Annotated in this window: 26 protein-coding genes; 11 read left to right on the plus strand and 15 right to left on the minus strand. The window is 61.2% G+C overall.

Translation table 11 applies throughout. From position 1 onward, the window contains the following. Positions 1-100: 100 nt before the first annotated feature. The 5 genes from J5Y06_RS19045 (at position 101) to J5Y06_RS19065 (ending at position 6,700) form a co-directional block, all read left to right on the plus strand. Complete coding sequence (locus J5Y06_RS19045; protein ID WP_209336784.1) at positions 101-535, plus strand: DMT family transporter; 435 nt, start codon at positions 101-103, stop codon at positions 533-535. Then, positions 532-1,542, plus strand: a complete 1,011-nt coding sequence (locus J5Y06_RS19050) for an NAD-dependent epimerase/dehydratase family protein (RefSeq protein ID WP_209336785.1) — start codon at positions 532-534, stop codon at positions 1,540-1,542. Before J5Y06_RS19045 ends, J5Y06_RS19050 begins: the two co-directional genes overlap by 4 nt. A gap of 111 nt (positions 1,543-1,653) precedes the next feature. Continuing rightward, complete coding sequence (locus J5Y06_RS19055) at positions 1,654-3,036, plus strand: aspartate aminotransferase family protein (protein ID WP_245248130.1); 1,383 nt, start codon at positions 1,654-1,656, stop codon at positions 3,034-3,036. Between the two features lie 184 nt (positions 3,037-3,220). Continuing rightward, positions 3,221-5,782 carry a GcvT family protein gene (locus J5Y06_RS19060; protein ID WP_209336787.1) on the plus strand — a complete coding sequence of 854 codons (2,562 nt, stop codon included), beginning with the start codon at positions 3,221-3,223 and terminating at the stop codon, positions 5,780-5,782. Between the two features lie 84 nt (positions 5,783-5,866). Next, entirely contained in the window at positions 5,867-6,700 is an 834-nt protein-coding gene (locus J5Y06_RS19065; protein ID WP_209336788.1) for a DUF1194 domain-containing protein, read from the plus strand. Positions 6,701-6,716: 16 nt separating this feature from the next. Here the strand turns inward: J5Y06_RS19065 and J5Y06_RS19070 are convergent, their stop codons facing one another. The 4 genes from J5Y06_RS19070 to J5Y06_RS19085 form a co-directional block, all read right to left on the minus strand. Continuing rightward, complete coding sequence (locus tag J5Y06_RS19070) at positions 6,717-7,655, minus strand: GlxA family transcriptional regulator (protein ID WP_245248132.1); 939 nt, start codon at positions 7,653-7,655, stop codon at positions 6,717-6,719. Between the two features lie 279 nt (positions 7,656-7,934). After that, positions 7,935-8,072, minus strand: a complete 138-nt coding sequence (locus tag J5Y06_RS19075) for a hypothetical protein (RefSeq protein WP_209336790.1) — start codon at positions 8,070-8,072, stop codon at positions 7,935-7,937. Between the two features lie 20 nt (positions 8,073-8,092). Beyond that, a complete protein-coding gene (locus J5Y06_RS19080; protein WP_209336791.1) occupies positions 8,093-8,239 on the minus strand; it encodes a hypothetical protein in 147 nt (48 codons plus the stop codon). 139 nt (positions 8,240-8,378) lie between these two features. Beyond that, positions 8,379-8,537: a hypothetical protein gene (locus J5Y06_RS19085; RefSeq protein WP_209336792.1), complete on the minus strand. Its 159-nt coding sequence runs from the start codon at positions 8,535-8,537 to the stop codon at positions 8,379-8,381. Positions 8,538-8,653: 116 nt separating this feature from the next. On the opposite strand from J5Y06_RS19085, the gene J5Y06_RS19090 reads away from it, so the two are divergent. Beyond that, on the plus strand, positions 8,654-9,550 hold the full coding sequence (locus J5Y06_RS19090) for a LysR family transcriptional regulator (protein ID WP_209336793.1): 897 nt from the start codon (positions 8,654-8,656) through the stop codon (positions 9,548-9,550). A 2-nt stretch (positions 9,551-9,552) separates the two neighbouring features. On the opposite strand, the gene pdxY is transcribed toward J5Y06_RS19090, so the two are convergent. From pdxY to J5Y06_RS19125, 7 genes are all read right to left on the minus strand, one after another. Then, the gene (gene pdxY, locus J5Y06_RS19095) at positions 9,553-10,407 is read right to left on the minus strand and encodes a pyridoxal kinase PdxY (protein WP_209336794.1); all 855 of its coding nucleotides are present in this window, start codon (positions 10,405-10,407) and stop codon (positions 9,553-9,555) included. Positions 10,408-10,539: 132 nt separating this feature from the next. Then, positions 10,540-12,591, minus strand: a complete 2,052-nt coding sequence (locus tag J5Y06_RS19100) for an ASKHA domain-containing protein (RefSeq protein WP_209336795.1) — start codon at positions 12,589-12,591, stop codon at positions 10,540-10,542. Positions 12,592-12,669: 78 nt separating this feature from the next. Further along, positions 12,670-13,635, minus strand: coding sequence for a methyltetrahydrofolate cobalamin methyltransferase (locus J5Y06_RS19105; RefSeq protein ID WP_209336796.1), 966 nt, complete (start codon positions 13,633-13,635; stop codon positions 12,670-12,672). Between the two features lie 42 nt (positions 13,636-13,677). Further along, the gene (locus tag J5Y06_RS19110) at positions 13,678-14,532 is read right to left on the minus strand and encodes a methylenetetrahydrofolate reductase (protein ID WP_209336797.1); all 855 of its coding nucleotides are present in this window, start codon (positions 14,530-14,532) and stop codon (positions 13,678-13,680) included. Continuing rightward, a complete protein-coding gene (locus J5Y06_RS19115; protein WP_209336798.1) occupies positions 14,529-14,846 on the minus strand; it encodes a virulence factor in 318 nt (105 codons plus the stop codon). Before J5Y06_RS19115 ends, J5Y06_RS19110 begins: the two co-directional genes overlap by 4 nt. 101 nt (positions 14,847-14,947) lie before the next feature. Further along, complete coding sequence (locus J5Y06_RS19120; RefSeq protein WP_209336799.1) at positions 14,948-15,610, minus strand: exopolysaccharide biosynthesis protein; 663 nt, start codon at positions 15,608-15,610, stop codon at positions 14,948-14,950. A gap of 124 nt (positions 15,611-15,734) precedes the next feature. Next, positions 15,735-16,400 carry a DUF1638 domain-containing protein gene (locus J5Y06_RS19125; protein ID WP_209336800.1) on the minus strand — a complete coding sequence of 222 codons (666 nt, stop codon included), beginning with the start codon at positions 16,398-16,400 and terminating at the stop codon, positions 15,735-15,737. 57 nt (positions 16,401-16,457) lie between these two features. Between J5Y06_RS19125 and J5Y06_RS19130 the strand changes: the two genes are divergently transcribed. Beyond that, on the plus strand, positions 16,458-16,613 hold the full coding sequence (locus J5Y06_RS19130) for an entericidin domain-containing protein (protein WP_209336801.1): 156 nt from the start codon (positions 16,458-16,460) through the stop codon (positions 16,611-16,613). Positions 16,614-16,722: 109 nt separating this feature from the next. Here J5Y06_RS19130 and J5Y06_RS19135 read toward each other — a convergent pair whose 3' ends face one another. Next, the gene (locus J5Y06_RS19135; RefSeq protein ID WP_209336802.1) at positions 16,723-17,421 is read right to left on the minus strand and encodes a corrinoid protein; all 699 of its coding nucleotides are present in this window, start codon (positions 17,419-17,421) and stop codon (positions 16,723-16,725) included. Between the two features lie 245 nt (positions 17,422-17,666). Between J5Y06_RS19135 and J5Y06_RS19140 the strand changes: the two genes are divergently transcribed. Continuing rightward, a complete protein-coding gene (locus tag J5Y06_RS19140; RefSeq protein WP_209336803.1) occupies positions 17,667-19,244 on the plus strand; it encodes a trimethylamine methyltransferase family protein in 1,578 nt (525 codons plus the stop codon). A gap of 120 nt (positions 19,245-19,364) precedes the next feature. Here J5Y06_RS19140 and J5Y06_RS19145 read toward each other — a convergent pair whose 3' ends face one another. The 3 genes from J5Y06_RS19145 to J5Y06_RS19155 form a co-directional block, all read right to left on the minus strand. Beyond that, the gene (locus J5Y06_RS19145; RefSeq protein WP_209336804.1) at positions 19,365-20,117 is read right to left on the minus strand and encodes a DUF1206 domain-containing protein; all 753 of its coding nucleotides are present in this window, start codon (positions 20,115-20,117) and stop codon (positions 19,365-19,367) included. 117 nt (positions 20,118-20,234) lie between these two features. Continuing rightward, positions 20,235-21,251: a betaine--homocysteine S-methyltransferase gene (bmt, locus tag J5Y06_RS19150; RefSeq protein WP_209336907.1), complete on the minus strand. Its 1,017-nt coding sequence runs from the start codon at positions 21,249-21,251 to the stop codon at positions 20,235-20,237. A gap of 56 nt (positions 21,252-21,307) precedes the next feature. Then, a complete protein-coding gene (locus J5Y06_RS19155; RefSeq protein WP_209336805.1) occupies positions 21,308-22,147 on the minus strand; it encodes a helix-turn-helix domain-containing protein in 840 nt (279 codons plus the stop codon). Positions 22,148-22,309: 162 nt separating this feature from the next. Here J5Y06_RS19155 and J5Y06_RS19160 point away from each other — a divergent pair, with 162 nt between their 5' ends. From J5Y06_RS19160 to J5Y06_RS19170, 3 genes are read left to right on the plus strand one after another with little or no spacing between them, the layout of a single operon-like run. Beyond that, on the plus strand, positions 22,310-23,323 hold the full coding sequence (locus J5Y06_RS19160) for a fatty acid desaturase (RefSeq protein ID WP_209336806.1): 1,014 nt from the start codon (positions 22,310-22,312) through the stop codon (positions 23,321-23,323). Beyond that, on the plus strand, positions 23,320-24,123 hold the full coding sequence (locus J5Y06_RS19165; protein WP_209336807.1) for a PhnD/SsuA/transferrin family substrate-binding protein: 804 nt from the start codon (positions 23,320-23,322) through the stop codon (positions 24,121-24,123). The genes J5Y06_RS19160 and J5Y06_RS19165 overlap by 4 nt, the downstream gene beginning before the upstream one ends. Positions 24,124-24,181: 58 nt before the next feature. Next, on the plus strand, positions 24,182-24,358 hold the full coding sequence (locus J5Y06_RS19170) for a hypothetical protein (protein ID WP_209336808.1): 177 nt from the start codon (positions 24,182-24,184) through the stop codon (positions 24,356-24,358). Positions 24,359-24,400 lie beyond the last annotated feature (42 nt).

Here is a 24,400-nt window from a genome sequence, read left to right on the forward strand (position 1 = left end):
TTGGCAGAATAACTAACCGAATTGGTTCAATTATCACGAGCCGCTTCACTGAAGGTTTCGGCGGTTGGTGTAGGACAGAAACTCCCTTCGGAGTGGGTGCATGAAATATATCGGGTTCATTCTCTTTACGGTTCTGACCAACGCGGCGGCACAGCTTATGCTGAAGCACGGCATGATGACGCTCGGACCGCTGTCGTTTGCAGGCGTGAACCCGATCTTCAAGATCCTGCAGATCGTGTTCAGTCCCTGGGTGTTTCTCGGCCTTTGCACCTTCGTGATCTCCATGGCCTCGCATCTCTTCGTGTTGTCGAAGGTGGAGCTTTCCTTTGCGTATCCGTTTCTCAGCTTGGCCTATGTCGCCGTGGCCATCTTCGCCTACTTCGTGTTTCGCGAGGACCTGAACGCCTGGCGCATCGCCGGCATTGCCGCGATCTGCGTCGGTACCATCCTGATCGCTCAAGGCGGCAGCGGCCATGAAGTTGTCGCCGAGCCCATCCCATCTTCCGATATCAAGACAAGCGAGCTAGCCCGATGAGACACATCATCTTCGGCGGCGACGGATTCGTCGGCCGCCACCTTGCACCGAAACTCGTGGCGGAAGGCGAGGAGGTGATCGTCGCCGACATTGCCCGGAGTCCGCTGGGGCATTACGGCGCCGTTCGTCACATCCACTGCGACGTCACCGACAAGGCCTCCGTTGCCGCGGTCGGCGTCACGGCCGACGACATGGTCTACAACCTGTCGGCCAAGATGCTGTCGCCGATCCAGGTGCGCGCCAAGCGCCACGACTTCTTTTTTCCAGTGAATTACCACGGGGCGGAAAACATCATCGAGGCTATGGATCGGGCCGGTGCGCCGAAGCTCGTGCATTTCACCACCGACATGATCTACGGCCATACGGTGACGACGCCGATGACCGAAGATCATCCCGTCGCACCGCTCGGTGAATACGGCCTGTCCAAGTGGAAGACGGAGGAACTGGCCGCCGAATGGCGCAAGCGCGGCATGCGGATCTCCTTGTTCCGTCCGCGCCTGATTATTGGCCCAGGACGTCTCGGAATCCTGGAAAAGCTGTTCAAGCTGATCGACGCCAACCTGCCGGTGCCGATGATCGGCTCGGGCAAGAACCCCTACCAGTTTATTTCCGTCTTTGACTGCGCCGAAGCCGCGCGATTGGCCTGGAAGGCCGGCGTTCCGAACGAGGCCTACAATCTCGGCTCGCTCAACCCGCCGCCGGTTCGCAGGCTGCTCGGAGACCTGATCAAGCATGCCGGCTCGAAGTCCATCCTGGTGCCGACGCCGGGCTGGGCCGTGAAGCGGACGCTCGACTTCCTTGATGCCCTGAACAAGCCGCTGATGGATCCTGAACAATACCTCATCGCGGATGAGGAATGCGTGCTCGACGTGTCCAAAGGCAAGCGCGACCTCGGCTGGGTGCCGCAGTATCGGGACGAGGACATGCTGATCGCCGCTTACCGCGAATACCGCGCCAAGAAGGACGGCCAAGCCGTCTCCCATGCCGAACATGTGCCGGCGGAATAGGAAAGTTCCATGAACGTCATGACTCGTCCTGAACCAATCACGCCCGCAACACCGACGCGCGCCTTCATTGACGCGCCGACACTGGCCCCGCAGGCGCTGCCAAAGCCGAACATGATCACGGTGGAAGAAGCCAAGGCGATGGATGTCGCCCGCATGACCGACCTGTTCAAGGCGCATATGAACCCGGGCCAGCTGCACTTCATGAAGCTGCTCGGCTTCCACAAGATCAAGGTCGAGCGTGCCGAAGGCATGCATTACATCGACCAGAACGGCCGAAAGATCCTCGACTTCTTTGGCGGCTTCGGGTCGCTGGCTTTCGGTCACAACCATCCGCGCCTTCTTGAAGCCCGCAAGCGCTTCCAGGAAGAAAAGCGCCACGAGATCGCTATCGCCTTCATGTCGCAGTATCAGGCGGCGTTCACGCACAACCTGGCGGCGTGCTCGCCGGGCGATCTCGACATGGTGTTCTTGGGCTCGTCCGGTTCGGAAGCGATGGAGGCGGCCGTCAAGGTTGCCGAGCGCGCTGCCGGACCGCGCAAGCCGAAGGTTGTGTATGCCGAAAATTCCTTCCACGGCAAAACTAAGGGCGTTCTTTCCATCACCGATGGCTCGCTTTACCGGGGCGAGTTCCGGTTGGTGGAAAACACGGTGCGGGTGCCGTTCGGCGACATTGATGCTATCGAGCACGCCTTCCGCTCGGATCCGGCAATCGGCACCATCGTGCTGGAGACCGTCCAGGGCGGCGGCGGCATCATCACGGCCCCTACCGAGTTCTGGCGGAAGCTGCGCGCGCTTTGCGACAAATACGGCGTGCTATGGGTCGCGGACGAAGTGCAGTGCGGTTATGGCCGCACCGGCCGCTTCTATGCCTTCGAGCATCATGGCGTGGTGCCGGATGTCACCGCACTGGCGAAGTCGCTCGGCGGCGGCAAGACAGCCATGGGCGCGATGATCGCCCGCCGCGAGGTCTTCACCAAGGCTTACGGCACACCAAAAACGGCGATGATCCATGCGCCGGCGACGTTTGGCGGCATGGGAGAAGCCTGCGTCACCTCGATCGAGGCACTGAACGTGCTTTACGACGAAGGCCTGATCGACAACGCGGCTTCAACGGGCGCGTATCTCCTGGAGCGGCTGCAAACGCTGCAAGCCAAATACCCCAAGATCATCAAGGAAGTTCGCGGGCAGGGCCTTATGGTTGGCCTTGAATTCCAGGACTTCAGCCAAACGCTGCCGATGGTGCTGCGGCCCATGGTTGCCATGCTGGACGACAAGCTGAAGGGCTCCCTGTCGGGGTTTGTCGGAGCGCTGCTCCTGCGCGATTACGACGTGCTGGTTGCTTTCACTGAATACAACCGCAACGTCATTCGTCTTGAACCGCCACTGATCTGCACCGCAGAGCATGTCGACACCTTCATCGCCACGCTAGACGACCTGCTTGGCCGCGGCATCGTGGCGATCGTCAAAGACTTCGTGAAAAGCCAGATGGGCTGACGTACCAGGGAACTCAGCCCTGATTTGTTGCACGACGCGTGGCTTGCCGCTGCGCGTCGTGCTGTCAATTCTGGCAGGTGGCGTTGCATCCGTCGCGGCGCGTTTTTGCGGTGTCGCAAACAGGCTGCAAATCGCCCCTGCGGCTCTATAGTCTGCGCCGCAAATCAGTGGTGGGGTACAGGCAATGGCAGCGTTTCCGGCGAAGGCGAAGGTCGTCATCATCGGGTTGGGCGGTATCGTGGGTGCGTCTATCGCGCACCACTTGATCGAGCGCGGCTGGGACGACATCGTCGGCATCGACATGTCCGGCATTCCCACCGATGTTGGCTCCACCGCCCATGCTTCCGACTTCTGTTACGCGACGAGCCACGATTTCCTGTCGTGCTGGACAACGCTTTATTCCGTCGATTTCTACGAAAAGATGGGCCACTACGCCCGCGTCGGCGGCATCGAGGTGGCGCGTGTCGGCGACGACGCGCGCATGGACGAGATCAGGCGCAAAGTGGCCTCCGGCAAGGCGTTCGGCACCCGGGCGCGGCTGATGGAGCCTGCCGAGATTAAGGAAAAGTTCCCACTCATCGAGGAAAGCCTTGTTCAGGGCGGCTTGTGGGACCCGGATGCAGGGCTCGTTATTCCGCGCAGCCAGACGGTTGCCGGCAAGCTTGTCGACCAAGGCGTGGCGGCGGGAAAGCTGCACGCCTTCGCCAACACCGAATGCACCGACCTCGTGATCGAGAACGGCCGCATCAAGGGCGTGGTGACGAGCCGCGGCACGATTATGGCTGATCATGTCGTGGTCTGCACCGGCATCTGGGGTCGCTTGACCGCCGCGCTGGCGGGCGAAGACCTGCCGATCATGCCGATCGACCATCCGCTCACCTTCTTCGGGCCGTACAACGAGTTTGCCGGCACCGGGAAGGAGATCGGCTGGCCGCTGATGCGCGATCAGGGCAATTCCGCTTACATGCGCGACACGGGCGATCCGAAAACCGCTGAAGGCGGGCAGATCGAATGGGGCTACTACGAGGAGCACAATCCGCGCCTCGTTCATCCGCGCGACATCCTGTCGAAGAAGGAGTCGCGGCTTTCGCCTTCGCAGCGCGACCTTGACATGGAACAGATCATGGCGCCGCTCGAACGCGCCATGGAGCTTACGCCGATCCTGGCAGAACTCGGCTACAACGAAAGCCATTCCTTCAACGGCCTCCTTCAGGTGTCGACCGATGGCGGCGCGTCCATGGGCGAAAGCCAGAAGGTGCGCGGGCTCTGGTATGCCGTTGGCATCTGGGTCAAGGACGGCCCGGGCATGGGCAAGCTCATCGCTGACTGGATGACGGACGGCCGCACGGAAATCGACCATCACCAGATCGACTACGCCCGCTTCTACCCGCACCAGACGCAGGAACAGTATATCTGGGATCGCTGCACCGAAACGGCGATGAAGGTCTACAATCCGGCCGTTCATCCCCGTGAGCCGTTCTCCAAAGGGCGCGGTGTTCGGCGCTCGCCGTTTTACGAGCGGGAAGTGGAACTCGGCGGCTACTTTATGGAACTCGGCGGCTGGGAGCGCGCCCACGGCTATGCCGCCAACGAGCCTCTCCTGGAAAAGTACGGCAACCGCGTTCCCGTTCGCGAGAACGAATGGGACAACCGCCACTTTCACCGTGTGTCCAATGCCGAACATCTCGCCATGAGCGAGGATGTCGGCATCGTGAACCTGTCGCATTTTTCGATGTATGACATCGAAGGGCCGGATCACGTGGCGCTGCTGGAATATCTGTGTGCAGCCAAGATCGGTGGCGACAACAACATCGGCAAGGGCATCTACACGCACTTCCTCGATGAGGAAGGCATGGTGCGCGCCGACTTCACGGTGATCCGCATGGCGGATCGCTGCCGACTGGTGGACGGTGCCGATGCCGGTCCGCGCGACTTCAACTACATGAAGCGTGTCGCCCAGGATAAGGGCTTCGACGTCACCATCACCGACGTCACGGAGAAGTTCGTCACGATCGGCATCTGGGGGCCTAACGCCCGCACGACCTTGCAGAAGGTCGTTGAGGATCCGGCCGGTCTGGAGCCGGAGAACTTTGCCTTTGCCGCCATCAAGCCGATCAAGATCGGCGGCGTGGACGTCACCGCCTTCCGCATCTCCTATGTCGGGGAGCAGGGCTGGGAACTGCACATGCGCTACGACGACGGCTTGGCCGTTTGGGACGCGCTGCGCTCCACCGGCGTGATGCCGTTCGGTGTCGAGACCTATGCCAACACGCGCCGCATGGAAAAAAGCCTGCGCCTGCAGAACGCGGATCTCCTGACCGAATACAACCTGTTGGAAGCCGATCTTGCCCGTCCGAAGGTCAAGGAAGCGGACTTCGTGGGCAAGGCAAAGCATCTCGAATATCGCTCCCGCGATCATCAGCCGGCCATGCTTTGCACGCTGGTGATGACGGAGAACACCGACGCCAAGGGCGTTGCACGTTATCCCGTCGGCATCATGCCAGTAATGGATCCGGACACTGGCGAGGTTTTGGTGGACGAGCTCGGACGGCGCTCCTTCACCACTTCAGTGGCCTACGGCCCAACACTGGGCAAGAACATTGCGCTTGCTTACCTGCCGCATGCCTATGCGCAGGAAGGCCGCAAACTGAGTGTCGAGTATTTCGGTGAAACCTATCCGGTCGAAGTGGCGGCGGTTGGCTACAAGGCGCTGTACGACCCGGAGAACCTGAAACCGCGCAGCTGAAGCCCCGCGCCGCTCGCGGGAACGTGAGCGGCACTGCCATCTTCTCGGCTTTCGCATCGACGCAAGCGGCGTATCATTGCCGTCATGCGGTGTTGGCCGGTTGCGCGATCGGGAGTGACAAAGCTTTTCGCAGCCTTCGCTGCCGGGATCTTTTCGTGTTTCCCGGTTGCTGCGGCAGAACCCGTGGATGTCGAACTGGTTCTGGCCGTGGATGTCTCGTTGTCCATGTCGCCGATGGAACTCGACATCCAGCGTCGCGGCTATGTGGAAGCGCTGACTCACGACGCTGTGCTGCAGGCGATCCGCGATGGCGTGCACGGCCGCATTGCCGTCACCTATTTCGAGTGGGCGGGCGACACCACGCAACGCGTGATCGTTCCGTGGACGGTGATTGCTTCGAAAGAGGATGCAAGGGCCTTCGTCGCGCGGCTTACAGCGCGCCCGCCTTACAGCGCGCGCCGCACCTCCATCTCCGGAGCGCTAGCCTTCGCTGCAGATCTTTTTGCGGAAAGCGATTTCAAAGGCTTGAAGCGCGTGATCGACATCTCGGGGGATGGGCCGAACAACCAGGGCGTTCCTGTTGTCTCGGTCCGGGATGCGCTAACCGCGGATGGGATCACAATCAACGGCTTACCCTTGATGACCTCCAGCGGCTTCAGCGGCGGTTTCGACATTGCCAACCTCGACCTCTATTATCGGGAGTGCGTGATCGGCGGGCCGGGTGCCTTTATGGTCCCGGTGAATGATTGGACGCAGTTTCCCGAGGCAATTCGGCGCAAGCTGGTTCTGGAACTCGCGGGACGCAGGCCGGAAGGAGGCGACTTGCCCCTGGTGCTGGCCGCAGGCGAACAGCCTTATGATTGCCTGATCGGCGAAAAGCAGTGGAACAGCCGGCGCTGGAACTGGACCACGCCGTGACGCCTTTGCCGGCGGTTCAAGCCGCCAGCAACTGCTTGCGATCGGCGCGCTCCTGTTGCGGAGAACGGGCGTAAAGCTCGCGATAGCATTTCGAGAAATGCGACGCCGACACGAACCCGCAGGCCACGGCGACTTCCACCACGGGGAGCGACGATTGGATCAAGAGGTGGCGCGCTCGGTCGAGCCGGATCTCGAGGTAATAGCGGGCAGGGGAGCGGCCCATTTCCTGGCGGAACAGACGCTCGATCTGGCGGCGCGACAGGTCGACGTCGTCGGCGATCTCGATCAGCGACAGAGGCTCCGACAGGTTCGCTTCCATGAGTTCGATGATGGAAAGAACCTTGGCATTCTGGACGCCAAGGCGTGCCCGGAGCGGCAAGCGCTGGCGATCCGTCGGGCTGCGTACGCGATCCGTCAGCACCTGCTCGCAGATGCGGTTGACCAGCGTCTCATCGAAATCGTCGCCGATGAGCTTCAGCATCATGTCCAGCGCGGCTGTTCCGCCCGCGCAAGTATAGATGTTGCCGTCGACCTCGAAGAGATCGGCGAAAACATTGGCCTTCGGAAACGCTTCGGAGAAGCCCGGCAGGTTTTCCCAGTGAATTGCGCAACGCTTGTTGGCAAGGAGCCCAGCGGAGGCAAGAACATGAGCGCCGGTGCAAAGCCCACCGATCGCCACGCCGCGATTGTATTCTTCCCGCAGCCAGGCGAAGGCAGACCTGTTCTGGTAGGTCTCGATGTTGATGCCGCTGCAAACGATCACCATCGATGGACGATCCGGGCCTGCCATCTTCTTGCGCTCGTCTTCGAGCGACGTATCGACGGCGATTTCAACGTAGTTCGAGCCGCGCACGGGCTTGCCGTCAGCGCTGGCAAGACGCCACTTATAGGCCTCGTAGCCGAGCATCCGGTTCGCCGACCGCAACGGCTCAACGGCCGTCGCAAAGGCGATCATCGTAAAATCGGGCACCAGAAAGAAGACAATCGAACGCTTGATCGCCTGTTTTGCCGACACGTAGGTAGTCTCCCGCAGATGCCGCTAAGTTCCCCCGCAAGTCTCAACGCTTGCTGTGGAGGCCATTAGGGGGCCGTTGTTCCCTCACGTCAACCGCAAAATCATGGCGGAACCATGAGCACCACTGATGTGGTCGGCAGATGGACGTCGTGCTTGAAAAGACAAGCGCAACCGCCGCTGCCGAGCGGAATTTACGGTCTTGTTGGAGTGCCTCGTTGCTTAAACGAGGAAGCCAAGCCTCGCGCCGACCATGGCGGCCGTTTGGCCCGGCATGGTGCGGTTGAAGCGTTCGCGCTCCATCACGGTGACCATGTTGCGATGACGACGATTGGCGAAGATGCGGCTGATGAGCTTCATGACACTTGTTCCATGCGTGATTACACGGTGTGCCGTTGCTGACTTTGGTTCGGGCAGGCCGGCAGGCCGTCGATGCCCTCGATATAGGCATCCGCTGCCTGTTTTGCAGCGGCGAAAGCGAAGTGCGACGCAGCAAATGCGACATGGATCTTGTCGCGTTCTGGCAACCTCCTTGAAGCCGCTCCTTGAGCCTCCGATCCGCGCCGACAAAGCACGTCAAGCTTGTTGTGCCCCACGAGAGAGGCACTGCCACTAAGAGAAACCCCGCCGGAGAGGGCGGAGTTTACTTCGACGCGGTGTTCAATCTCAATACTCTTGGTTGTGCCGGATCTTGATCCGTTCGTTGCGATCCGGCCATCCGATGTCCTTGCGGATTTCCAAAGGCATCGCGCCGATCAGCCGTTCGGTGCGGGCTTGACGGCGATAGCGCTGGTAGGCGCGAAAAGCTTCTTCAAAGAAGCGCATTGTCGTTTTCCTTCTTCAATTGAAACCACCATCGGCTTCATGAGATTGACTGTAGAGCGCGGTTGGTGTTCAATCTAACGAATTCACATGATGTTTCAGTTCAGGAAATCTGATCGATGAATGCCCCCTTGAACCATCCTCTGCCTTTGCTTGAACTCGATATCCTGCGGACCTTCGTTGCAATCTCTGAGACAGGCAGCTTCACGCTTGCGGCCAATGCGGTGTTCCGGACACCTTCGGCCGTGTCGATGCAGATCAAGAAGCTGGAAGACATCCTGGGGCGGCAGGTTTTTAATCGCGACGCCCGCTCGGTCTCGCTCACTGCCGATGGCGAGATGCTGCTTGGCTATGCGCGACGCTTGTTGGCATTGAATCGTGAAGCGATCGCCAAGTTCGTGATGCCTGACATCAGCGGCGTTGTGAGGCTCGGTTCACCCGACGACTACGGCGAACGTGTGCTGCCGCAGGTCTTGAAGCGCTTTGCCCAGTCGCATCCCTCCGTTGCGGTGGATGTGACGATCGACATGTCTTCGAACCTGAAGCGGCGCATGGCGGAGCGGCAACTGGACATCACCTTGTTCACCGTGTGCCGTGACGCACCCGCGGGCGCAGAGATCCTGCTGACCGAGCCGATCATCTGGGGCGGTGCGCGAGGTGGCACCGCGCATCTTCGCGATCCGCTTCCTGTTTCCTTGTGGGAAGAAGGGTGTGTGTGGCGCGCCGATGCCCTGGACGCGCTGGGGAAGGCCGGCCGCAACTACCGCGTTGCGTATATGAGCGCGCATACGGCGGGCCAGCGGGCGGCGATCCTATCTGATCTGGCCGTCGCTCCGTTGCCCAAATCGTTCATCGGTGACGAGATCGTTGCGCTCGGCACCAGGGACGGACTGCCGGAGCTGTCCCATTACAACCTTGCGATGATGCTCGTTCCCGACGCGTCTGCGCCCGTGCGTGCCGCAGCCGACCACATCCGTGCGACATTCGAGATGTTTCGTGAAACGGGGAAGTTCTGATCTCAGGCCGAAAGGTGCTCGACCGGAAAGTGCTGGGTCGGAGCTACAAACTCGTCCTGAGCCGCCACGGTCAGGATTTCGTAAGAGCCGGCTTCCACGGTTTTCTTGAGCAGGCCGTAGGTGGCTGCGGCCGCATGGGCGAGAGCTGCTTCCGCAGACCTCTCCTTGAGGAACTTCGCGAAAAAGAGTGCCGCGACCGCATCTCCGGCGCCGTTGGGGCTGATCGGCAGCCGGGGCGTGCGCACCCGCATCGGTGCATCACCGGCCGATACAACGATATCCACCGCGTCGTTAGGGGTATCATCGAGCTGCACGCTGGTGACCATCACGATCTTGGGCCCCATCTTGTGGAGCGCGGAAACCGCACGAGCGAGATCGCGTGAGTTCCGAACGGGGAGCTGCGTGAGAAGCTCAAGCTCGAACTGGTTGGGGGTGACAATGTCTGCCGCCGGAACTGCGCGCTCGCGCATGAATTCAGGGATTCCCGCCCTGACGAAGATGCCCGGCTCCACGTCGCCAATCACCGGATCGCAGCAATAAAGGGTTCCGGGGTTGGCGAGCCGGGTGCGCGCCACGGCATGAAGCACGGCTTCACCGATGCCGGCATCGCCCATGTAGCCTGACAACACACCATCGCAGCGAGAAAGCGCGCCACGCTCCTCGATGCCGTCCACCAGTTCGCGCACGCTGTCGCCGGTGTAAACCTGGCCGCGCCACGCGCCATAGCCGGTGTGGTTGGAAAACTGCACCGTGTTGACGGCCCAGACCTCAATGCCCATCCGCTGCATTGGAAAAACCGCCGAAGCATTGCCCGCGTGGCCGTAAGATACCCAGGATTGAATCGACAAGATGTTCATGGCAGCGCTTTCAAGGCTTGGACGCACCCGGGTGTGCTAACCACGGCGCTTGTTTGATGCAAGGGAACGGCATTGCGCCAGCCGTCGCGCTGCGTCGCGACGGAAGGCAATCGGGAGCAGCGGGACGGCTGCCTAGCCTTCTCTGCCGCGCCGGCCCTCGCGGCCACGACGGCGCCCGCCACCCTCACCAGCGCCTGCCTCGGCAAGCACCTTGCGTGGCGGAAGCTGGACCTGCTCGGCAAGCTTTGGAAAGCTATCAACCTTGTTCGGCAGCGCCATGGCGTAAACGAAGTGCTCCTGGAACTTCGGCTCAAGCGCCGTTTCGATCTTCTCGATCTGCTTCACAGTAGATTCAATCTCGCGGCGGTGATCTCGATTCAAAAGCGCCATCAGAGCCCCGGTGCCAGCCGCATTCCCAACCGCCTTCACCTCTGCCAGATCGCAATCCGGGATCAGGCCAAGAACCATTGCGTATTTCGGATCGATGAACGACCCGAACGCGCCGGCAAAGCGGATCGTGTCGACATGGTCCACCCCCTGCTTTTCCATCAGGAGTTTCACGCCCGCGTAAAGCGCGGATTTCGCCAGCTGGATTGCCCGGATGTCGTTCTGGGTAACGGTTATGCGGGGGCTGCCGTCATGCAGCAGGTAGGAGAAGGTGCGGCCATTCGACAGAATGCGGGCGCTGCGCTCCACAAGGGCGCCATCCACCACGCCATCTTCGGAGATGATGCCGGACAGGAACATTTCTGCCACCACTTCGATGATGGCAGAACCGCAGATGCCGGTGACCCCGGTGGCCGCCACCGATTCGGCGAACCCCTCTTCGTCTGACCACTTGTCGGATCCAATCACCCTGATCTTTGGCTCCAGCGTTGCTGGGTCGATCCGCACGCGTTCGATGGCGCCGGGCGCGGCACGCTGCCCGGATGAGATCTCCGCGCCTTCAAAGGCTGGACCTGTTGGCGACGACGCAGCAACCACCCGCTGGCGATTGCCGAGCACGATCTCCGCGTTGGTGCCGACGTCCACCAGCAGCATCATCTTGTCCTGGCGATATGGACCTTCGGACAAGGTCGCCCCTGCCGCGTCCGCGCCCACATGGCCCGCGATGCAAGGCAGGATGTAAACGCGCGCGCCCACATTCACATCGAGGTTGATTTCGCTGGCCCAGGTATGAACTTCGCCCGAAACCGCCAGCGCAAAGGGCGCCTGGCCCAGCTCGGTCGGGTCGATGCCCAGGAACAGGTGGTGCATGATCGGGTTTGCCACGAACACCGTATCGAGGATGTCGTGCCGGTCGACGCCACTTTCGGCACAGACCTGGGCCGTCAGCTCGTTCACTGCCTGGCGAACTGCCTTGGTCATCGCCTCACGGCCGTCCGGGTTCATCATCACATAGGAAACACGGCTCATCAGATCTTCGCCGAAGCGGATCTGGGGGTTCGACGTTCCCGACGAGGCAACCACGCGACCCGAAAGCAGCGAAACGAGATGCATGGCAATGGTGGTCGAGCCGATGTCGCAGGCTATGCCATAGGCCTCGTTCTTGAGACCAGGCCACAGCGCGATAAGTGTCGGGCGCGAGGTTTCGAGGTCGCGGTGGATGGCGGCGGTCACGCCCCATTCGCCCTTGCGCAGGATCTTCTGGACGTCCGGCAGGAGGTGCTGCGACACCAGAAGATCTTTCCAGCCCCAATCGGCTTCCAGCACCACTTTCAGGCGATCGAGATCGCCCAGCGGCTTGTGCATGTCGGGCTGATCAACTTCCACGTAGCAGAGCTGAACCGCAGGGTTGCGCTCGATGATGCGGTTCACGGCGGCCTTGCGGATGACCTGCGCGTTGATCACCGTTTCCTGTGGGATGTCGATCACCAGATCGCCCTGGACCGTGGCCGAGCAGGACAAGCGGCGGCCATCCGCCAGCAAGCCGCGCACCCGCTCGTAGCGCTCTTCCTTCGGCCCCTTGGGCGAAATATGGCTGTTGGACGAGGTGATCTTGTGCTTGGCGAAATGGCCTTCCTGCACGACCACCTGACACCGGCCGCAGGTGGCGCGCCCACCGCAAACGCTCTCCACATACACGCCGAGCTGGCGTGCCGCTTCGATCACCGGAGTGCCGAGGGGAAAGTTCCCGCGCTTGCCTGAGGGCATAAACAGGACGAGGGGATCGGAAGCGGTCATGGCAGCGTCACTTCAAAGCAAGAAAGCCCTCTACAGGCTGTGCCTGGAGAGGGCCGAAGAATGTGGAACGTAAGAGCGTTATCCTCGGCTCATCCGTGCCTCGCGTCCGCCGCGGCGGCGGCCGCCACCTGCGGCTTCACCCGGTGCATTCACGGCAACAGGCGCCGGTGCCGCATGTTCGCCGGGCTTGTAGTCCTTGTAGGTCTTGATCCAGGTGGTGCAGTTCTCGTCCGTTCCCGCGAGGACGTTTGCGCCACGCACCGCTTCCATTTCCTGCGGACGGCAGGGGTTCATGATGGCGGAGGTCATGCCTGCGCCGATCACCATCGGGATGAATGCGGCATTGATGCCATGGCGGTGCGGCAGGCCGAAGGAAATGTTGGACAAGCCGCAGGTCGTGTTGACTTTCAGCTCCTCGCGCAGCCGGCGCAGCAAGGCAAAAACCTGGCGGCCGGCATCACCGAGGGCGCCGATCGGCATGACCAGCGGATCCACAACGACGTCGTGAGCCGGGATGCCATGGTCGGCGCAGCGCTCCACGATCTTCTTGGCGACAGCGAAGCGCACATCGGGATCCATGGAGATGCCGGTTTCGTCGTTGGAAATGGCGACCACCGGCACATTGTACTTCTTCACGAGCGGAAGAATGGCTTCGAGCTTTTCTTCCTCGCCGGTTACCGAGTTGACCAGCGGACGGCCCTTGGCGACCTTGAGTGCGGCCTCGATTGCCGCCGTCACGGAACTGTCGATCGAGATCGGCAGGTCCACCAGACCCTGGACGATCTCAAGGGTCTGCACGAGCAAGGCCGGCTCGGTGGCATTCGGGTCAACGGCTGTGACGCCGGCATTGACGTCGAGTATGGTTGCACCAGCCGCTGCCTGCTCGAGCGCATCCTTGATCACCGTTTCGAAGTTGCCGGCGACCATCTCGGCTGCAAGCTTCTTGCGCCCCGTCGGGTTGATGCGCTCGCCAATCACGCAGAAGGGCTGGTCGAAGCCGATAACGATTTCGCGGGTAGCCGAGGCCACGATCGTGCGGGTCATGAGGAGAAGCCTTGCTTTCGAGACGGAGCGATGACGATGATCTTAGGCAGAAGCATATGCAGATGTCTTTATATCCAGTGAGCCACGCTCCGCAAGCCATTCGGCTGACTTCTTCAAGCCGCCGAAGGGAAAGACATGGATATGGCTGATCGGGGACTGCGGGCGCGCCGCGCGCCTTTCGAGCGGACTCACGATCTCTTCGGGGGAATGGCCGACCGCCAGCGCGGTGAGCGACATCGCATTCTTCTTCAGGAACTGGATGGAATTACCAACGCCGCACATGGCTGCGTATTTGATGAGGGTCGGGATCTTGGCAGGGCCTGCGACGCCGATGTGCACGGGCAGGTCGATGCCGTTGTTCTTGAGCCCCTCCGCCCAATCTGCAAAGCGATCCGCATCAAAGCCGAACTGGGTCACGATGCGAACATCGATGCCTGAGCGGCGCGCAAAAGCCTGCTTTTCCCGCAGCGCTTCAATTGCAGTGTGCTCCGAAAAGTCTGGGCTGCCTTCAGGATGGCCCGCCACGCCCATTGCGGTGATGCCGTGCCTTTCGAAAACGCCCGTGTTCAAGACGTCCATCGTCGATGTGAACTCGCCCGCCGGAGCATCAAGCCCGCCGCCGATCACCAGCACGTCAGTGACACCGGCTTCCGATGTGGCACGCTTCACCCGGTCTTCCAACGCGGCTCGTGTCGTCAACCGGCGAGACGCGAAGTGCGGCACCGGCTTGTAGCCGAGATCATGAACACGGCGCGCGGCAGCGGTCAGTACATCCGCTGGATCGGTGCCGATGTCGGTGATGTACACGCGGGTGCCAGCCGGAAGCAGTCCCGGGAGGTCAGCAGACTCGATTGCTTGCTTGGGAGCGACTTCGATGGAAGCGGGCAGGCGGCTCATTGTGTGTTCTCCATGGCGTCAACGCGGCCGCCGGCCTTCACCAGCGTGACCAAGCGTTCGCGGGTCCAATCTGCTTCAAGGTGGGCTGCAGCCTTGTCGGCTTCCGCTTCTAGATCATCGGAAACCGGTTCCGGCGTTCCGCGACGCCATTCCGCGAGGTAGGCGTCCGTTTCGCCGGCGCCGGTGCGCATGGCGCACATGTCGATGGCTTCCGTGAAGCGCAGGGAAAGCTCGCGCTTGGCGGTTTGCCGCCCCTTTTTCACAATCACCTGGGCGGGAATGTCCCGCCAGTAAACCACCACCAGATCGGCCATGCCGCGTCCTCCGAACTGGGTCGGACGTTGCAGGAAGCGGGGGGCGGCTGCTTGTTATGCGACGACGCGCCCGCATTCAAAAACGACGCGCGTCAAGCGGCTTACCAAATGTAGCCGGCGAGGGCCTGCAGCGCGACCGTCACCGTTCCGGCCAGGGCGACGAGAAGCACAACCGCAAACACGCCGATCACCAGCGACAGACCCAACAGAACGCCATCGCGTTCCGACAAGGCCAGAGCCGACAAAGCAATCGTCAGGGCCGGAAACCAGTTGCCGAGCGGAATGGGGAGGGTGACCAGCGTTCCCATGATCAGCGCGAGCAGACCGATCAAACGCTCGTCGTAGCGATCAGGCATCGGCCAATAGCGTGGCTTGATCCAGCGCTCTACCCAAACCAGCCGAGGGATAAAGCGCTCCGCCAATTGCCGGAACTGCTCCGCACCCACGGAGCGCGACAGGATGCTGCGGGGGAGCCAAACAATTTTTGTGCCCCAAACCATCTGGGCAGACACGATCACCAGGGGCAAACCCAGCACCAACGTTGTCCCGGGAGGCAGGGGGAGGAGGTTTACGGCAGCGAAAAACAGGAGCAGGGCCGCAAAGCTGCGATCGCCCAGGGCGTCGCGAATGCGTTCCACAGATACGTCCTGCTCGGCTTCTTCCGCCAGGCGTCGAAACACCTGCGACAGCCGCATCGGCTCGTTCTCATCCGGAGCGGAAGCGGTTCCAAGAACGCCTGGCTTTAAAGCGCGGTCTTCAATCATGGATAATTGCCCTCGCGCCGTGTTAGCCGCCGCCGGTTAAGCTAAGATGACGGTTGTAACGCAGCCCGGCAGCGGTTGTTCGCATCCCTCGATGTCGAATATGCGAATTCCGGTTGTTTGATGGTCAGATACCCGCGGCGCGTTGCAAAGCCGGAACGAGATCGCCATAACCGGTGAAGCGATACTCGTAGTCGAGCTTCAGATAATCGGCCGCCCACCGGGCTTTCGCCTGGAGTTCGGCATCTTCGGTTTGCGCGAGGTAGACCACCTTCGTGTAGTTTCCGAAGATCATGTCACGCAACTCGGGATGTTGTTCGAGTTTCAGCGGCTCGATGACGAAGGCTTCGAACTGGCGCGTGATCAGATCGGTCAGGTAAAAGGCAGTGAATTCTTCGTCGATGCGCGCCATGAAGGTGTCGTTGCCGGTGAAGAAGGCATAGCAGTGCGGACCCGCTATGCGCTCGACACCTTCTTCCGCGCAGATCTTGTCGAGCTCGCCTTGTGTTCCGCATTCCGCATAACCGATGAAGATCCGGCGATAGCCCTTTTCTCGGGCCTTGCGGATCTCTTCACGTATCGCCGGCGCAATCTTGTTTGGCTGTACGTGCCAGATCGCAGGAAGGCAGGTGAGGTCCACGTGATCCAAGGCGTTGGTTTGACGAACCGCGAGCACCTCCCGCGCAATCGCACCGCAGGCGATCACCAACAGCCGGTCAGCAGTTGGCGCGGCGCTCCCATCGACCGTGGTCGAGACCGCTTCTTCTTTCTCTGCAGTTCGACGCTTCCGCATGGGAACTATCGTAGCACCTTTCCGTTGTGGGAGCGAAAACAACTCGAGGGACAAACAATGACCTACTCGCGTATTGCCACCGTCGCCGTTTTGGGCGCTGCCCTTCTTTCCGCCGCTTGCGCCAACACGATCCGCGGCGTTGGTGCCGACACGGCAAATACCGTCAACGCTACGCAGTCTGCCGGTGCCAACGTTGCGAAGGCTGCCCAGTAGGAACACACGAAAGCGCGAACTGGACGCCGCGATCCGCCGCCGCCAGTTCAACTAAAACAAAGGCCGCGATGGATGTCGCGGCCTTTGTTTCGTTTCCTGGCGGTCCCGTTCACGCAGACGCGTGGACGTTGTGACGGCGTTTCATGTAGTCCTTCGCTGTTTCAACAGCGACCGCGGCATCACGACAATAAGCGTCTGCGCCAACCGCCTTGCCGAACTCCTCGTTGAGCGGGGCACCGCCCACCAGAACCACGTAGTCGTCGCGGATGCCCTTTTCCTTCATCGTGTCGATCACGACTTTCATGTAGGGCATCGTGGTGGTGAGCAGCGCCGACATGCCGATGATGTCAGGCTGATGCTCCTCGATCGCGTTCAGGTAATTCTCAACCGGATTGTTGATGCCGAGATCGATCACGTCGAAGCCGGCGCCTTCCATCATCATGCCGACGAGGTTCTTGCCGATGTCGTGGATGTCGCCCTTCACCGTGCCGATCACCATCTTGCCCTGCTTCGGCGCGTTGGTGGCGGCGAGAAGCGGCCGCAGGATGAACATGCCGGCCTTCATGGCATTCGCTGAAAGCAGCACTTCCGGAACAAAGAGAATGCCGTCGCGAAAGTCTTCGCCAACGATGCGCATGCCTTCCACGAGCGCCTCGGTCAGGACTCTGTAAGGCTCCCAGCCCCGCTCAAGCAGGATGTTCGTGCCTTCCTCGATTTCCTCCTTGAGGCCATCGTAAAGGTCGTCATGCATCTGCTGGACGAGTTCATCGTCGGACAGTTCTGAAAGGATGATTTCATCGTCGGACATGCGGGGCTCCCAAATTGCGGCTGCTCCATCAGCAACGCGCAACGCTGCTAGCTTATTCCTCAAAGTGCCGCGACGGCATAGCCATTTTGCGACGTCAGGCGAGAAGAAAAGCGACTGAAGGCTGCATCACTACCTTGTCGATTTTGCGACACCTGCTGGCGCTGGGAAACCGTTTCCGAGAAGGTGCTTGACTACTCTCCGGTTCAAGGCGTCAAGCAAGGACGCAGACAGGAAAGACAAAGACGATGAGCGATTCAGTTGCGATCGAGCAGGAAGCACCCGGCGGTGGGCGTCGTGGGCGGGGCGCCAGCGGCGGCGCTGCCGCGCGGCGGGCGGCACGCACGGGCGGCGGACCGGGCACGCAACTCACCTACATCAAGCGCCAGATCAATGTGTTCGAGGTCCTCAACGAAGAAGGCCTGGCGTTGATCGAAAAGAATGCTGAAACGGTGCTGGAAGAAATCGGCATCGACTTTCGCGACGATGCTGAAGCGCTTGCGATGTGGAAGGATGCCGGCGCCGACGTCAAAGGCGAAAGAGTGCACTTCCCGCGCGGGCTCTGCCGCTCGCTTCTGAAGACCGCACCTTCGCAGTTCACGCAGCATGCCCGCAATCCGGAGCGCTCCGTGCAGATCGGCGGCAAGGCCACCGTTTTTGCACCGGTTTACGGACCGCCTTTTGTCCGCGACCTGGAAGGCAATCGCCGCTACGCGACCATCGAGGACTTCCGCAATTTCGTGAAGCTCGCCTACATGGCGCCGTCCATCCACCATTCCGGTGGCACGGTTTGCGAGCCGGTGGACGTTCCGGTGAACAAGCGTCACCTGGACATGATCCACGCGCATATGACGCTTTCGGACAAGCCGTTCATGGGATCGGTTACGGCGCCTGAGCGTGCCGAGGACACGGTCGCCATGGCGAAGATCCTGTTCGGCGACGAGTTCGTTGAGAACAACACGGTGATCATCAACCTGATCAACGCCAACTCGCCGATGGTGTTCGACGAGACCATGCTGGGCGCGCTCAAGGTTTATGCACGCAACAACCAGGCCTGCATCGTCACCCCCTTCATCCTGGCCGGTGCGATGAGCCCGGTCACGGTAGCGGGCACGCTGACGCAAGTGCTGGCCGAGGTGCTCGCCGGTGCTTCCTTCACGCAGCTTGTGCGCCCCGGTGCGCCGGTGCTGTTCGGCACATTCGCCTCATCGATCTCCATGCAATCGGGTGCGCCGACCTTCGGAACGCCGGAACCGTCGCTCGTGTCCTATGGCGCAGCACAGCTTGCCCGCCGTCTGGGCCTGCCGTTCCGCACCGGCGGATCGCTTTGCGCTTCCAAGGTGCCGGACGCGCAGGCAGCCTATGAAAGCGCCAATACCTTGAACTCGACGCTGCTCGCCGGCACCAACTTCGTGCTCCATTCGGCTGGCTGGCTCGAGGGTGGCCTCGCATCCTGTTATGAAAAGTTCATGATGGATGTGGACCAGCTCGGCATGGCGCAGAAGCTGGCCGAAGGCGTTGACCTCAGTGAAAACGGTCAGGCGATGGATGCCATCCGTCAGGTTGGCCCCGGCAGTCACTTCCTTGGCTGCGACCACACGCAGGCGAATTTCCAGACGGCGTTCTACCGGTCTAGCATTGCCGACAACAATTCCTACGAGCAGTGGCTGGCCGAAGGCGAAAAGACCGCTCCGCAACGGGCAAACGAGCTCGCGCGCCGCTGGCTGGAAAGCTACGAGGCTCCAGCTCTGGATGCCGGCATTGCAGACGGCTTGAAGGACTTCATCGCCAAGAAGAAGGAGTCGATGCCCGACGCCTTCACTTGAAAGGAGCCCGAGTCAGGCCGGGCTAAAGTGGCCAACATGATCCACCACGACGTTTGGAGAAGTGCCTTCTCCGAACCGAAATGATCTTGCGCGCGATGATCTCTGCTAAAGTTGCAGGGTTCAGGTGACTTCCACGCGCCGCCAGCGTGCTTCAGCGAATGAATAAAGCGCGAAGGCAAGAAGGCCGAGTGCCGTCAAGATCAGGAGAATGCGGCCGGCCGGCAGGTCGCGGATAAAGCTCAGCGCGTCATCGGTGCCCGGCTGCCCGCCAGCCAGGGTGCCGCCGTAGAACAGAAGGATTGCAAGAACGAGGAAGATCGCGCCGCGGGCGATGAGCCCCGTCATGGCCACCGGTGCGATGACCTTCTTTGTTTCTTCGTCAAGTTCCATGTACTTTTCGTAGCCGCGGCGCCAAGCCTTGATGAAGTGGGCAATCGCCACGCCCGCTAGGATCAGGGCGAGCAGATAAGCAGCTACCTGCCCACCGATAATGCTCGTGACCCACTGCGAGAATGCGCCGGCGCCTTCGCTTTGCGAGGCCGATCCGCGCCACAAGGAGAAGGTGTAGGCGGTCAAGCCGATATAGGTGATGCCGGAGGCGAACAGTCCGGCGCGGATCGCTGCTCCCTTGGCTGAGGTTCCGTGATCATCGGGATCGAGGGTAGCTTGGATCAAGCGCCACAACGCGTAGGAAAGCAGACCTAGGATCAGAATCACGGCGATGGCAGAGCCGGGCCCGCTTCCCATCAGGGTCTGCACGGCGCCCTTGGAGTCCGCGGCTTGGCTCTCGTGCCCACGGATGCCGGACAGGAAGGTAAGCCATCCGATCACGAGGTAGACCAGGCCGCGTGCGGCGTAACCAGCCTTTGCCATGGGGCGCACCCATGGTCTTGCAGCATGGACGGGCACCGAAGCCGTGTTTTGCATATGCGTCACCTCTTAAACGTTGAGGCTGCAACGAGCAAAGAAGATGACGGTTCCCGAAGGCGATCAGCTGCGGCGGCGTCTCCGGCCGCTGCCACCTTCACCGGAGCCCGCACCACTCTCGTCGGCCTGCTTGTTGCGCAAGGGACCGATCCGCTCGACCACCGTTTCGATGGTTGGTCGTTCCGACTTGGCATGCCCGTCGATGGCGTCGCGCATCGCCTTGAGATGAGCGAAGGAGGTGCCGCAGCAACCGCCGATAATCTTTGCGCCACTGTCGATCGCTAGCCGGGCGTAATCGGCCATGAGCTCGGGTGTCCCGGAATAATGGATATCGGTGCCACGGAATTCCGGAATGCCGCAATTGCCTTTGACGATCACGGTAGCGTCGGGCTTGGCAGCCGTCATGTCCAGCAGAGAAGACAGGATGTCGGATGCACCGACACCGCAATTCGCCCCCACGGCCTGCGGTGCCTGGGGCAGTCCGTCGGCAACCTCATAGATGTCGCGCGGATGGAGCCCCATCATGGAGCGGCCGGCCGTGTCAAAGGACACGGTATAGGTATAAGGAAGCCCGACCTTCACGGCCGCTTCGGCGGCGGCGCGTGCTTCAGCGGGCGCGGACATGGTCTCGATCCAGGCGACATCGACGCCGCCGGCCTTCAAGCCCTCCATCTGCTCGACGAAAGCTTCCACGGCTTGGTCGTAGGTGAGGGCGCCGAGCGGTTCCAGCAGTTCACCGGTCGGACCAACCGATCCTGCGACGATGACCTTGCGCCCGGCCTTGTCGGCCACGCCGCGGGCGATCCGGGCGGCCTTCTCGTTGAGCTCGTGAACGCGATCCTGCGCATGATGGAGCTTCAGGCGGTGCCGGGTGCCGCCAAAGGAATTCGTGAGGATGATGTCGGCGCCCGCATCCACGAAGCCCTGATGCAACGCAGCGATCTTTTCTGGCTGATCCTCGTTCCAAAGTTCTGGGGCCTCGCCAGACGCGAGACCCATGTTGAAGAGGTTTGTGCCGGTTGCACCGTCGGCAAGCAGAACGCCCTTTTCCGCGAGCAGTGCCTCGAGCGGAGTTGCCATCATGATGTTCCTTTAGCTGAAATGCCATCAACGCATAAAGAAGTCTTTATGTGCGGTCAAGTTGAGGCGCTGTTCTGCAGCTTGATGGCGTGCGAGGCCGCTTCGTGAGCATGAACCACGGCGCTGCGGATCAGGGTATCAAAGTGGCGGGTGAGGGTGCGCACCGGCTCCGTCGCATTCAAGACCAGATACATGTCACCCACGTAGATCGCGGCCCGCATGGAACCGAAGATCGTGTAGGGCACGGAAAAGCGCTCGCGGCCGTCGTAAAGAAAAAGGCGGAGGGATGGGTAAAGATCATCCAGGAGTTGCGCCATGTGCGCGAGCTGGCGTTTGCGCGCTTCAGCAGGGAAGTCGGACCAGATGCCGAGGCCATGGGCGAAGATTTCCAGCGTGTGCCACGGCATGCAGATCTCCATGTCGCTTTCGGGGCGGCGGCTGTAGCCGATGCGCGAATGCGTTTCATCAATCTGGATGACGCTGTTGCGGTTCGATCGCTCCGACTCGTAGGCGATCAGTTCGTTGCTGCGCAGAAGGTCGGGGATACCGGCTGGAACATAGCGGACTTTGGTGCCGCTCGCTTCCGTGTGCCAGCGCGCGAGCAGGGCAGGGTTTTCGCCGCCTTCCTCCATTTCGAGGATCGGGCGCAACTCGCCTGTGAGCCCTTCGTCCTGACTGAGGCCAAGCAGCCAATCGAGCGAGACCTGCTGGTCGGCTGCGATGTTGAGCAGCGTTTCAGCACGGGGAAGCCGGGTGGTCGCGCCTGACATCAGTTGGGAGAGCGCAGACCGATCGATGCCCACACGGGCCGCAAAGGCGGCCTGATGATAGCCGGACCGCTGTAACAGGAGGCGCAGCCGCTCGCGGAAAACCTGCGAAAGATCTCTTTTGTCCATTAGCTCACCCCGCACCACTTGCGTTCACAATACACAACACGCGCGGTGTTTGCAGCGCAAGTTAAACATTCTGTGCGCGTTGTCTCATTGCTTGGCTAAGCTCCTCCTGACAGCATTGTGTCAGGGAGTCGGGGGACTCCTGCGGGGCAACCAGAGGCACTTATGAATCAACGCATCCGCGCGTCGGGGAGACGTGCGCCTTCCATCGAATGGCCGACTCTGGTCTTGATCGCAGCCTGCTATGGCGGCTGGCTTCTTGCGGGTCTGATGCTCTGGCCGAGCACTCCACTTCTCTGCCTTCTCGCCCTGTCGCTGGCTGTGGCGATGCAGTCATCGCTGATGCATGAGGCGAGCCATGGCCACCCTACCCGCAAGGCGCTCGTGAACGAGATCCTGGTCGGTCTCCCGATCGGCCTCGTTTACCCGTTTCGCCGCTTCAAGAAGCTGCATCTGCAGCACCATGCGGACGAGAACCTGACCGACCCTTTCGATGATCCGGAAAGCTACTATCGGGCGCTTTGGCAGCACCGCACTCTCCCAGCCTGGCTGCAAACGCTTCTTGCGGTCAACAACACGATGGTCGGTCGGTTCGTAATCGGGCCCGTACTGGCGAACGTCGCCTTCCTGGCAACGGATCTCAAGCTAATCCGAAGCGGCGACAAGGCGGTGCAGAAGGCCTGGAAGCATCACGCGCTCGGTCTTGCGGTTGTGTTGCCGGTGATCCACTTCGGCTTCGGCCTGCCGCTCTGGCTATACGTGCTGGTGCCGGTCTGGCTTGGGCAGTCCTTTATCGCGATCCGGACTTTTGCCGAGCATCAATGGTCCGAACGGCCTGATGGACGCACGGTAATCATCGAGCGCTCCCCGCTGTCGTTCCTGTTTCTCAACAACAACCTGCACCTCGTGCACCACAAGAACCCGACCGTTGCGTGGTACCACCTGCCTGCGCTTTACAAGGCGCGTCGAGCGGAGTGGCAGCAGATGAACAACGGCTATGTCTTTCCGAACTACCTCGCCTTGCTGAAAGCATATGCGTTCAAGGCCAAGGAGCCGGTGGTGCACCCATTTTTGCGCCGCGCGCCGGAACTCGGACGCGCTTTCCGCCCACGCGTTTTCTCACGCAGCATGAATGGCGCGGGATCCGTTCCCGTTCCGGCACAGCCACCCAAGGAATGAGCGCCTTTATCGCGGCCTTGCCGATGTATGACTGGCCGGAAGTTGCTGCCGACACCGATGCGGTTTGGCAGCAACTTCATCATCACCTCAGCGACGCCGGGATCGATGCGCCCGCGCGGCTGGTTCGAACAAACCGCGATCTGCCGGGGGTGCCCGGCGGCATCCGTGATGCCTCGGGACAACTGCTTGCACCGGATCCGGCGACGCTGCGGGCTGACGATCTCAACCTCCATTCCTTGTGGCACCACCCCCAGCTTCTCCTCGCGCAGACTTGCTGGGGTCCCATGAGCCAGGGGCTGCAGGATCGCGTTCTGGTTGTTGGGCAGCCCGATTATTCCGATGTGGAGGGTGGAGCCGGGCCACTTTATTCGAGCGCAGTCTTGATGCGGCGCGGCGAGCATCCACCGGTCGCAGCACCGGAGGGTGGCGAGGCGATCATTCCCTTGAATGCTCTGCGGGGGCGTCGCCTTGCGTTTAATTCAGCGGACTCGATGTCTGGCCAGCTCGCCCTCGAGCAGGACTTAGCATCGGTAGGGCAGGATCTTTCCATCTTTTCCGACCGGCTCGAAACCGGCGGCCACCGCTTTTCAATGCGTGCGGTTGCCGGGGGGCAGGCGGATATCTGCGCCTGTGATTGCCGCAGTTGGGCGCTGATGCAGCGTCTGGAGCCGAACACGGCGGAGCAATTGGCGGTTGTCGGCTGGACTGCAAGGCGCAAGGGCCTCCCCTTCATCACGGCGCTTGCCCACGCCCATCTCCTGCCCACCCTGCGCGAAGCGTTGAAAGGAGCCGGACTGTAGCCTCGGAACTTCGGGGGCGTTGGTGGGTTCCCTTGGGAAGGTGTTCAAGGAGATTTCGATGGAAGGGGAAGGCTTTTCCGGATTCTGGTCGCTGACCGTGATACTCGGACCGATCGTTCTTTTTTGCGTCATCCTGTTCGCGGTTCTGCGCCGGCGACGGTTGACGGCTCGCGAACACGTGGCGCAGGACGCAGCCACGGAACGGGCTTACCGCGAACCTGAAAAGCTGAATTGATCCGCTTCCTCCTGAGGGATCGAGCGTGAGACGGTCGTACGA

It is taken from the genome of Tianweitania sediminis (assembly GCF_017813335.1).
GTDB lineage: Bacteria > Pseudomonadota > Alphaproteobacteria > Rhizobiales > Rhizobiaceae > Tianweitania > Tianweitania sediminis.

What these genes read in the sequence shown, in the direction of transcription:
- J5Y06_RS19060 (WP_209336787.1), top strand. Translation starts at nt 3,221, where the DNA reads ATGGCAGCGTTTCCGGCGAAGGCGAAGGTCGTCATCATCGGGTTGGGC.
- bmt (WP_209336907.1), bottom strand. Translation starts at nt 21,251, where the DNA reads ATGGCAACTCCGCTCGAGGCACTGCTCGCGGAAAAGGGCGTTCTGCTT.
- J5Y06_RS19055 (WP_245248130.1), top strand. Translation starts at nt 1,654, where the DNA reads ATGATCACGGTGGAAGAAGCCAAGGCGATGGATGTCGCCCGCATGACC.
- J5Y06_RS19090 (WP_209336793.1), top strand. Translation starts at nt 8,654, where the DNA reads ATGAATGCCCCCTTGAACCATCCTCTGCCTTTGCTTGAACTCGATATC.
- J5Y06_RS19135 (WP_209336802.1), bottom strand. Translation starts at nt 17,421, where the DNA reads ATGTCCGACGATGAAATCATCCTTTCAGAACTGTCCGACGATGAACTC.
- J5Y06_RS19105 (WP_209336796.1), bottom strand. Translation starts at nt 13,635, where the DNA reads ATGACCCGCACGATCGTGGCCTCGGCTACCCGCGAAATCGTTATCGGC.
- J5Y06_RS19130 (WP_209336801.1), top strand. Translation starts at nt 16,458, where the DNA reads ATGACCTACTCGCGTATTGCCACCGTCGCCGTTTTGGGCGCTGCCCTT.
- J5Y06_RS19070 (WP_245248132.1), bottom strand. Translation starts at nt 7,655, where the DNA reads ATGATCGCCTTTGCGACGGCCGTTGAGCCGTTGCGGTCGGCGAACCGG.
- J5Y06_RS19125 (WP_209336800.1), bottom strand. Translation starts at nt 16,400, where the DNA reads ATGCGGAAGCGTCGAACTGCAGAGAAAGAAGAAGCGGTCTCGACCACG.
- J5Y06_RS19165 (WP_209336807.1), top strand. Translation starts at nt 23,320, where the DNA reads ATGAGCGCCTTTATCGCGGCCTTGCCGATGTATGACTGGCCGGAAGTT.
- J5Y06_RS19045 (WP_209336784.1), top strand. Translation starts at nt 101, where the DNA reads ATGAAATATATCGGGTTCATTCTCTTTACGGTTCTGACCAACGCGGCG.
- J5Y06_RS19110 (WP_209336797.1), bottom strand. Translation starts at nt 14,532, where the DNA reads ATGAGCCGCCTGCCCGCTTCCATCGAAGTCGCTCCCAAGCAAGCAATC.
- J5Y06_RS19100 (WP_209336795.1), bottom strand. Translation starts at nt 12,591, where the DNA reads ATGACCGCTTCCGATCCCCTCGTCCTGTTTATGCCCTCAGGCAAGCGC.
- J5Y06_RS19085 (WP_209336792.1), bottom strand. Translation starts at nt 8,537, where the DNA reads ATGCGCTTCTTTGAAGAAGCTTTTCGCGCCTACCAGCGCTATCGCCGT.
- J5Y06_RS19145 (WP_209336804.1), bottom strand. Translation starts at nt 20,117, where the DNA reads ATGGCAAAGGCTGGTTACGCCGCACGCGGCCTGGTCTACCTCGTGATC.
- J5Y06_RS19160 (WP_209336806.1), top strand. Translation starts at nt 22,310, where the DNA reads ATGAATCAACGCATCCGCGCGTCGGGGAGACGTGCGCCTTCCATCGAA.
- J5Y06_RS19115 (WP_209336798.1), bottom strand. Translation starts at nt 14,846, where the DNA reads ATGGCCGATCTGGTGGTGGTTTACTGGCGGGACATTCCCGCCCAGGTG.
- J5Y06_RS19155 (WP_209336805.1), bottom strand. Translation starts at nt 22,147, where the DNA reads ATGGACAAAAGAGATCTTTCGCAGGTTTTCCGCGAGCGGCTGCGCCTC.
- J5Y06_RS19050 (WP_209336785.1), top strand. Translation starts at nt 532, where the DNA reads ATGAGACACATCATCTTCGGCGGCGACGGATTCGTCGGCCGCCACCTT.
- J5Y06_RS19170 (WP_209336808.1), top strand. Translation starts at nt 24,182, where the DNA reads ATGGAAGGGGAAGGCTTTTCCGGATTCTGGTCGCTGACCGTGATACTC.
- J5Y06_RS19140 (WP_209336803.1), top strand. Translation starts at nt 17,667, where the DNA reads ATGAGCGATTCAGTTGCGATCGAGCAGGAAGCACCCGGCGGTGGGCGT.
- J5Y06_RS19075 (WP_209336790.1), bottom strand. Translation starts at nt 8,072, where the DNA reads ATGAAGCTCATCAGCCGCATCTTCGCCAATCGTCGTCATCGCAACATG.
- pdxY (WP_209336794.1), bottom strand. Translation starts at nt 10,407, where the DNA reads ATGAACATCTTGTCGATTCAATCCTGGGTATCTTACGGCCACGCGGGC.
- J5Y06_RS19120 (WP_209336799.1), bottom strand. Translation starts at nt 15,610, where the DNA reads ATGATTGAAGACCGCGCTTTAAAGCCAGGCGTTCTTGGAACCGCTTCC.
- J5Y06_RS19065 (WP_209336788.1), top strand. Translation starts at nt 5,867, where the DNA reads ATGCGGTGTTGGCCGGTTGCGCGATCGGGAGTGACAAAGCTTTTCGCA.